The 3,482-nt window shown below is 60.1% G+C and carries 3 protein-coding genes; 2 read left to right on the top strand and 1 reads right to left on the bottom strand.

Going from position 1 to position 3,482, the window contains the following annotated elements:
• On the bottom strand, positions 1–339 hold a 339-nt coding region (locus tag JKL45_RS29375), incomplete at its 3' end, for a hypothetical protein (RefSeq protein ID WP_201865290.1).
• A gap of 717 nt (positions 340–1,056) precedes the next feature.
• Between JKL45_RS29375 and JKL45_RS29370 the strand changes: the two genes are divergently transcribed.
• Positions 1,057–2,262 (top strand): hypothetical protein, encoded by a 1,206-nt coding sequence (locus JKL45_RS29370; RefSeq protein ID WP_201865289.1) that lies wholly within the window; start codon positions 1,057–1,059, stop codon positions 2,260–2,262.
• Positions 2,263–2,388: 126 nt separating this feature from the next.
• On the top strand, positions 2,389–3,339 hold the full coding sequence (locus tag JKL45_RS29365) for an aldo/keto reductase (protein WP_201865291.1): 951 nt from the start codon (positions 2,389–2,391) through the stop codon (positions 3,337–3,339).
• The last annotated feature ends 143 nt before the right edge of the window (positions 3,340–3,482 follow it).

The raw sequence follows: 3,482 nt of genomic DNA, 5'->3' as shown, positions 1-3,482 counted from the left end.
TCCCTTCAAACAAGCCGAAGGCGCCGGCTCAAGCCGCTCAACCGCCGCCATAAGACGAAAACAAAAACGCTCGGATGCAGCCAGAAGGATGCGCAACGAGCGCGCCGATGGCGGAATGCCAGAGCTGGCATCCTTCACGAGTACCGCGGACGCCGCATAGAGATCGTCGACGGCCGCTTCGGTGCCGGGGTCGCGCTTGAGCAGCCCCATCGTATTGATAAGAAGCACGCGCAGATCGTGCAGATCGTCACCCCTGCCCGCCTGGGCGAGAAGGTTGACGACCTTTTTGACCGCTTCGATTCTTTCTTTGATTGTTTGTGCCAGAGCTTTGTCGGTCATGAGCCTTCCCCTGTAGGCTTTGTGTGGAATCCCCTGGAGTCCACGAAATTCAGAATGCGCATTTATGGTTAAACAATTCTTACGATGTTGCTGAAATACAGGATTTTACAGGGTTTGCGGCCGGTTGAGCCGGCAGATGTGGATCGTTTCCCATGCGGCATTTTTCGTGCATTGAGATTTCCCCGGAAGCCGACTACACCAACACATCATTCGTGATTTGAACGTCCATCATGTCGAAGCACAACGACCTTCAGCGACCGCAAAGGCGTGTCCTGCGAAGCCATTGCTTCGCGGGGAGGTTCTGCTTGATGCATGAGTATGAGCTGCGACCTGAACCCAGTCCCAAGTGGGAGGTTCAGGCGGCTAATCCGTTAGAACCGACGCCCGGCAGGGCACACTTTCCACATTGATGCCGGTTTGACGTGACCCGTCGCCGGCCCGATCCGGCGATCTCCCTTTACTCCCGCATTTGCACTTCACCCGCAATGCAGGCTCGCCGGATCCCAGCTTGCTGAGAAAAGGAGAAGCCCTGCAATGAACAGGGTCTGGACTGAAGAAGAACTCGACATTTTGCGTCGTGACCGGGAAGCCAAGGTGCCTGTTCCCGTTACCGCTGCGAAACTGGGAAGGCCTGTCCCGGCAACCTACGCAAGAGCCAGGTTAATTGGTACGCTTGTTCAGCCTCATCAGTCCTGGGATGGAGCCAGCGTCGCACGCTTGCGCGAACTCGTCTGCGCCGATCCGCCGATGACGGACAAGCGGATCGCCGCCGAGCTCGGAAGAAGCGTGACCCAGATCCGCTGGAAGATGCAGGATCTTGGCCTCATCGGTGTGCGGGATCTTTCCAAGCTTGCAAAGATCACGGCTGCTGAATCGCCACGTCCGAAAGCTCCCAAGACTTCAGCGGCAGAACCTTCGTTGCGGAAGATCGCTGCCCAATCCAAAATGCCGCGACAGTCGGCTCTCGAGCCGCCTGCCGATCAGTCTCTATCCGTCGCGGAGGTCCCCCTCACATCTGAGACGATCAGCCCCCAGGCAGCTCTAGAGTACGCCGTCGAAGCCCTTGAGGCCATCATGACCGAGCGCCTGAAGAACGCGATTGCGGAAACCGAAGCCGGCATGATCAAGGCGGCTCGCGCCGCCATTGCTGAAAAAGGGCGCATCGACCAGCGGCTCATCATCCGGGTCAAGCGTGTGGCCGAGGCGGAGGCCCGCCGTCAGGCGGCTCTGAGACAAACCGAAGCCGACTCGAAGAAAGCCGCGGCAGACGCAAAGCGTCAGGATGTTGAAACCAGGAAGGCCGTGATTGAGGTCAAACGGCAAGCCCAAGACGCGGTCCATATGGTCCGCGAGCAGAAGGCCTGCGAGAAGGGCCCGCGCAAGAGAGCTCAGGTCGTCGCCCCCGCGCCAGTCGACAAGTCGAAGGCTATCGAAAAGAAGGCCGTTCTGCCTGCCGTGCAGGGCATGTCGCGAGATCCTGCTCCGCGCCCTGCCCCGGCGCCAGTGGCGGCATCGGTTCCAAAGATCGTCGTGATGGAAGCCCCTGCGGCCCCGCGCCCGGTTGAGGTCGATCAGGCTGAAACCCAGACTTCCGGCCGTGGGGGCTGGAAATCCGTTCGCCGCGATCCTTCGCGCGTGATGGCGCAGGCGAAAGCCAAGGCTAAGCCGGCCAACCGTGCCGATGCCGTCGACCTCGCTCAGGCTGCACAGGCGGCCATCGAGCGTTTCATCGCAGAACGCGGTGTGACCCGCACAGAGTCGAGCGGCATCACCTCGGTCGTTTCCCGTCTTCAGGCGCGCGGATACATCGTCGTGCGTGACGAGACGGGTTGGACGATCGATCAGCGGCATCGCATCGCCTGCGAATCCGACCTCATGGCTTTCGCCGAGGCCCGCGGCATTACGCTGAGCGCAGCGGCCTGATCGAGAACGCAAGAGGCGCCTGACGGATCGGCCGAAGGATCGGCATTATGTCGGGCGCCCTTCTTGATTTGTTGCCTTGCCGATGTCCTTATTCGCCCCACATCGGCTGCGGATAGGGAGTTTATGATGAATAAGCGCAGGCTCGGCCGCTCGGACTTGATGGTTTCCCCCCTTTGCCTTGGCGGCAACGTTTTCGGATGGACGGCCGACGAGGCAACCTCCTTCCAAATTCTCGACGCCTACGTGGATGCGGGGCTCAACTTCATCGACACGGCGGATGTTTATTCCACCTGGGTGCCCGGACATAAGGGCGGCGAGTCGGAAACGATCATCGGCAAGTGGATGAAGGCGCGCGGCAATCGCGACAGGCTCGTGATCGCCACGAAGGTCGGCTCGGAAATGGGACCAAGCCAGAAGGGATTGTCGAAGAGCTACATCCGCTCAGCAGTGGAAGCCTCCCTTCAGCGCCTTCAGACCGATTACATCGATCTCTACCAATCGCATCGGGACGATCTCGAGACGCCGCAACAGGAGACGCTTCAGGCTTATGAGGAATTGATCCGCGATGGAAAGGTGCGGGCCATCGGCGCATCGAACTTCACGGCGGAGCGATTGAAGGAAGCCTTGGCCATCAGCACCGAACTCGGCCTGCCGCGTTATGAGAGCCTTCAGAACAAGTACAACCTCTCAGACCGCTCCGAGTACGAGGCGGAACTGGAGCCGCTCTGTCGGAAGGAAGAGATCGGCGTCATTCCCTATTACGGCCTCGCCAGCGGATTCCTGACGGGCAAGTACCGGTCGGAGGCCGATTTCGGAAAGAGCGTGCGCGGCGGACGCATGGCGACCTATCTCAACGACCGAGGCAAGCGCATTCTCTCAGCTCTGGACGCCGTCGCGGCCCGTCACGGTGCCACTCCGGCCCAGGTCGCGCTTGCTTGGTTGATGGCTCGCCCCGGCCTCACAGCGCCGATTGCCAGCGCCACGAGCGTCGAGCAGTTGAAGGAGCTCGTTGCAGCTACCCGCCTCTCCTTGAACGAGAGCAGCATTGAAGAACTGGATCGCGCGTCGGCGCCGTAGACACCTTCAGGCGTTCATACGATCAGCTCCAGACGGATAAGATCCGTCTGGAGTTCTTTACGGAAAGCACTAAAGCGCTTTTGGTCTCAGTGTAGGGCATAGCCGGCATGCCTGATCCAGCCTTTGGCATCTTTTGCCGTGAT

It is taken from the genome of Microvirga soli, assembly GCF_016734765.1.
GTDB lineage: Bacteria > Pseudomonadota > Alphaproteobacteria > Rhizobiales > Beijerinckiaceae > Microvirga > Microvirga soli.
This window is presented reverse-complemented; position numbering and strand designations above follow the sequence as displayed.